The sequence below is a fragment of the Wolbachia endosymbiont of Drosophila bicornuta genome, from assembly GCF_028982105.1.
In the GTDB taxonomy this organism is placed as follows: Bacteria; Pseudomonadota; Alphaproteobacteria; order Rickettsiales; family Anaplasmataceae; genus Wolbachia; species Wolbachia pipientis.
The window spans coordinates 1-5057 of record NZ_JAPQLF010000137.1 but is presented as its reverse complement, the minus strand read 5'-3'; the positions used below and the strand labels follow the sequence as shown (position 1 = coordinate 5057).

Annotated in this window: 6 protein-coding genes; 3 read left to right on the top strand and 3 right to left on the bottom strand. The window is 35.4% G+C overall.

The genetic code is table 11. The features are described 5' to 3' along the window. Window positions 1-59: 59 nt before the first annotated feature. The gene (locus tag OZD68_RS06220; protein ID WP_182309440.1) at window positions 60-485 is read right to left on the bottom strand and encodes a reverse transcriptase domain-containing protein; all 426 of its coding nucleotides are present in this window, start codon (window positions 483-485) and stop codon (window positions 60-62) included. A 128-nt stretch (window positions 486-613) separates the two neighbouring features. On the opposite strand from OZD68_RS06220, the gene OZD68_RS06215 reads away from it, so the two are divergent. Further along, complete coding sequence (locus OZD68_RS06215) at window positions 614-736, top strand: hypothetical protein (protein ID WP_255703183.1); 123 nt, start codon at window positions 614-616, stop codon at window positions 734-736. A gap of 223 nt (window positions 737-959) precedes the next feature. Here the strand turns inward: OZD68_RS06215 and groL are convergent, their stop codons facing one another. Together groL and OZD68_RS06205 are read right to left on the bottom strand one after the other, a co-directional pair. Continuing rightward, window positions 960-2609, bottom strand: a complete 1650-nt coding sequence (gene groL / locus OZD68_RS06210) for a chaperonin GroEL (RefSeq protein ID WP_182309439.1) — start codon at window positions 2607-2609, stop codon at window positions 960-962. A gap of 100 nt (window positions 2610-2709) precedes the next feature. Continuing rightward, entirely contained in the window at window positions 2710-2991 is a 282-nt protein-coding gene (locus OZD68_RS06205; protein WP_173862895.1) for a co-chaperone GroES, read from the bottom strand. A 186-nt stretch (window positions 2992-3177) separates the two neighbouring features. Between OZD68_RS06205 and ygfZ the strand changes: the two genes are divergently transcribed. Next, window positions 3178-3984, top strand: coding sequence for a CAF17-like 4Fe-4S cluster assembly/insertion protein YgfZ (gene ygfZ / locus OZD68_RS06200; RefSeq protein ID WP_182309438.1), 807 nt, complete (start codon window positions 3178-3180; stop codon window positions 3982-3984). A gap of 259 nt (window positions 3985-4243) precedes the next feature. Beyond that, a partial coding sequence (locus OZD68_RS06195; protein WP_275008717.1) for an IS4 family transposase occupies window positions 4244-5057 on the top strand: 814 nt, incomplete at its 3' end.

Here is a 5057-nt window from a genome sequence, read left to right as displayed (position 1 = left end):
ACTGCTCTACCATAGCCATAAGCACATATCTTATCCTATTCGGACTATTGCGAGAAGTGCTATAACTTGTATGTTTTCTTACCTTGTTTTACTGTATGCTGTCGTATTGTAAATCCAAGAAAATCAAAGCCTGGTTTTTTTTCCTTTAGAGGATTCAATGAATGAGAAATTTTTGTCTTTGATGACTTTAATTCTAATCCAATGGTTTTTAACCATTCCTTGATTAAAATCTCTGCCTTAAGGACAATTTGCTTACTTTCATGAAATACCACAAAGTCATCGGCATAAGTAATTATGCTGAGTGATCTTTTTGCCTTTTCTCTACATGATCTACCAAGTTTTTCTTTTCTATAGCTTCTTATCTGATCTGCCATTGTTTCTTTTAAATAGCTTTCTAAACCATTTAGAGCGATACAGGCGAGCAATGTAGAAATTGTTCCTCCTTGGATAGTATAGCTCTTTTTACAATAATCCGAACAGATCATAATATGCTACTGATCTACCATAGCCATAAGCACATATCTTATCCTATTCGGACTATTGCGAGAAGTGCTATATCTGTTCAGCAGAGTGGCAAAATAAGGTAGACGAGAAAAGACAACTATAGGAACAAATGGGTGTCATGCCAGTGCGTGACACTGGTTTCCATCCAAAAGGGTGTCATTCCAGTGTCAGCTACTTTCATGACATCGTTTACTATGTGCCATATTGTAATGTTCGTACAGTTGTGGAATGAATCGCGGTATGACGTGTTGCTTGGGTCAGCTATAGTATAAATATACTAGGGGTTATAGTTTTCTTATGCTGCCTTTTTGTCATTAGACAACCACAATATAAAGAAGTGAAACGGATGCAAACAGTAGTGCATTTCTGCACCAAACGTATTACCTTCAACGAATAGTAAAATGTGAGATTTTTTGGAACTACCGTGGAGCAATTGCTCCACGGTTTCATTCTACTTAGAATCCACCCATGCCACTCATTTCTCCTGCACCCATAGGAGATGAAGCATTTTCTTTGCTTGGTACATCAACTATCATAGATTCGGTAGTTATCAGCACACTCGCAACAGATACCGCTGTTTCAAAAGCAATACGCACCACTTTTGCTGGATCAATCACACCAGCTGTAAATGCATTAGCGTAATTCATAGCCTCAACGTTGTATATAAGCTCTTTATCATTCTGCTTAATCAAATAGTCAATTATAACAGCAGATTCAAGACCAGCATTTTTAACTAACCTTCTAATTGGAGCACTGAGAACTTTCTTGATAATGTTTATGCCTATTTGCTCTTCGTCACTTGCACCTTTTAATTTGTCGAGAACAGATGAAGCATAAAGAAGCGCAACTCCACCACCTGGAACTATGCCTTCTTCAATTGCAGCTCTTGTTGCATGCAGCGCATCTTCGACTCTATCTCTACGTTCTTTAACTTCCACTTCAGTTGCTCCACCAACTTTGAGCACAGCAACGCCACCTGATAATTTCGCTAAACGTTCTCTTAGCTTTTCTTTATCATAATCAGAAGTTGAAGTTTCAATTTGAGATTTAATCTGCTCGATTCTAGCTTTCACACTTTCAGAATCGCTGTTTTCGCTGACAACTGTGGTATTATCTTTAGTAATTTTAACATTTTTAGCCGTACCAAGATCATCAAGCGTGAGATCTTCCATCTTGATTCCAAGTTCATCTTTTATGACGTACTTAGCACCAGTTAAAGTTGCTATGTCTTCGAGCATCTCCTTTCTTCTGTCACCAAAACCTGGAGCTTTTACTGCAGCAACTTTTAAACCACCACGCAATTTATTGATAACTAAAGTGCTTAATGCTTCACCTTCGATATCCTCTGCAATAATAACCAAAGGTTTACCAGATTTAACAATAGCTTCAAGAATAGGAAGTAAAGGTTGAATAATATTTAATTTTTTCTCTGTAATTAATAGATAAGGATTATCAAGCTCCACGATCATTTTTTCATTATTTGTAATAAAATACGGAGAAAGATAACCGCGATCAAATTGCATGCCAGTAGTCAGCTCAACTTCTAACTCTTTTGAACCTTTACTCTCTTCAACAGTTATTACACCCTCTTTTCCAACTTTTTTCACGGAATCAGCGATACTGTTACCTATATCCTTATCACCATTTGCAGAGATTATTGCAACTTGTGCCACTTCGTCTATTTTCTCTAGAGAAATTGTACGAGACATTGACGCAATTTCCTTTAATATTACATCTTTTGCCTTCTGTATTCCGTTTTTAATACCAACACGATCGTTTCCAGCAGCAATTGACTTTGAAGCTTCCATTATCATGTTGCTAGTTAGTATTGAGCACGTTGTTGTACCATCACCAACTTTATCGTTACATTGAGAACAACTTTGTGCAAAGATGCTTGCTATCGCAGCGTTTAATGGTTTTTCAGGCTTGATACCCTTCATCACCTTATAACCATCTTTTGTAATTTCTGGTGCTCCATAGGGCTTATTAATCCCTACTGTTTTTCCTCTAGGTCCTGCAGTTATTGCTACCGTTGAATCCACTATTGCTGCAACTTCACGAAAGGCTTCTTGCAACTGCTCACCTGATACTACTACATTAGTCATTTTTATCACCTCTTGTTAATAAAAAATTTAGAAAACTATAATAAAATCATTTACAATGCGCTATGTTGCGCTTTGTTTCAGTTTAGTAAAATAAAGACTGCTACTTAATGACAGCAAGTATATCGGACTCTTTCATCACGATAAGCTTCTCATTATTATGTTCTATTTCTGTACCAGCCCATTGGCGATAGAACACTTTATCACCAGCTTTCACAGTTAAAGTTACGCGTTCGCCACTTGAATTGCGTGAACCTTCACCAATTGCTATAACTTCACCTTTAGTAGGTTTCTTTTCAGCACTTGATGGAAGCACAATTCCACCTTGCTTTTCTTCGCTAATAGGCTTGATCAGCACGCTATCATCTAATACGTTTAAACTTATACTTGACATTTGTTTTTCCTCATCAACAAATTAACTTATAAGTTTATATATATATACTCGTAAGTTAGATTTCAAGGGCTGGAGCTTGTAAAATATGCACGCCATTATAAAATATGCACGCCAAAAGCAGTTTCTAAAAGAGCCTAATGTTATATAATAAAATTTAGATTTATTTATAGAGATTTCATGAGTTATATACCATTTTTAAGTCGTGGTGTGATAGTGCTATATGGGCCTGACACTAGAGATTTTCTGCAGGGTATTATAACCAATGATATTAATAAGTTGGATAGCCAAAAAGCCATTTACTCTTTATTGCTTAGCCCTCAGGGAAAATATCTATATGATTTTTTTCTTATTGAATATGGTAAATACACCCTCTTGGAGTGCGAAAACATGCACTTGCAGCAAATAATCGAGAAACTGGATTTGCTTAAAACTTATTTGAAAGTGAAAATTAAAGACGTTAGCGCACTATATAAGGTTGGAGTTTTGTTTAATACTAAGTTGGCGGAGTGTAGTGGTAAGTCACAAGTTATTTTTCAAGATCCAAGGCACAAGCTGCTAGGAATGAGGATCATACATAAAGATGAAATAAAAGAGCCGGTTGGGGATTTTACTCAGTATGAAAAAGTTAGAATTCAAAATCTCGTTCCAGATGGAGCGAAAGATATGGTGCAGAATTCATCATTTCCACTGCAATTTTTAATCGATAAAGTAAACGGTATAAGCTTTAATAAGGGGTGTTATATAGGTCAGGAAGTTGTAAATCGAATGAGCAGACAAGAAATATTCAGAAGAAAACTTTACCTTGTTGATGGAGATAACGCACTTCCAGATATTGGCACTAAAGTGACAAATGAAAATAATGAGGAAATAGGGGAACTGCGCTCTAGTGTAGACAACATTGGATTTGCATTGCTTAATACTGGAAAGAGCCATGCAAATTTATATGCAGATGGAGTTAGGTGCGTTAAGACCTTGAAGTCTTAAGGTAGCGCATATAGAAACGAAAAACTTGCTTGACACCCTTCGCCAGCGCCCTTACCATAACAGTGAAGCTATTTCATTTAACTTCGCAATCTGTGCAGATTAAAACGACAAGGGCTCCTGATATAATGTTGAACATTTTTTTCTGCATTTCCTGGAATGTTCAAAAAAGCATAAGCGTCAAGTTAAGGAAATAAAGGTATGAAAGAGATAGAATAATAAGGTATAAGTTCTCCAAGATATACTTTTAGTGAGAGAACCAATGAATAAAATAACTTGCTTATCAAAAAAGCTCAAAGAATTTTTTAATGAAAAAGCAGAGGAAATCTCAATTACAACAAGGTTTATAAAAAGAAAGAGAAAGCTAAAAGGTTCATCATGCGTAAAAGCCATGGTCTTGGGTAATATAGGAGTTGATAATTGTAGCGTAGAAACAATGTGTCAATTACTAAACGAGGACTCGATAGATATAACAAAACAAGGTTTGGATTTTAGATTTACTGAAGAAGCAGTGGAATTTATGAAAAGGATGTATAATGAATCTGTGATTCTCTTTAAAAATATCTTGCAAGTTGATTGCAAAATCTTACAGCAATTTAATAGTGTTAAATTATTGGACAGTAGCTATGTTACTCTACCTAACAGTATGGAAGAGATGTATAAAGGTTATGGTACTAGCTACAGTGGCTATGAAAGCAATACTAAGTCTGGAATAAAGTTACAATTAGTTTTCGACTACATGAATCAGATAATAGACCAACTTAATTTAACGGAGTGGGTAAGATCAGACCAGGGATATAGGAAACATTTAAGTAATATATTAAGCAATGATTTGCTAATATCTGATCTCGGTTATTTTGTGCCAAGTTCTTTTAAACAAATCAATGAAATAGGAGCTTATTTCATAAGTCGTTATAAATCCGATACCAACATATATGATGTAGAAACAAATCAAAAAATGGAGTTATTAGAATGTTTAGAGGATAAGTTATTTTTAGAAAACGAGGTATTGTTAGGAAAAGAAGCAAAAATTAGAGTAAGAATTATATGTCAGAAACTAACTGAAGAACAGTATA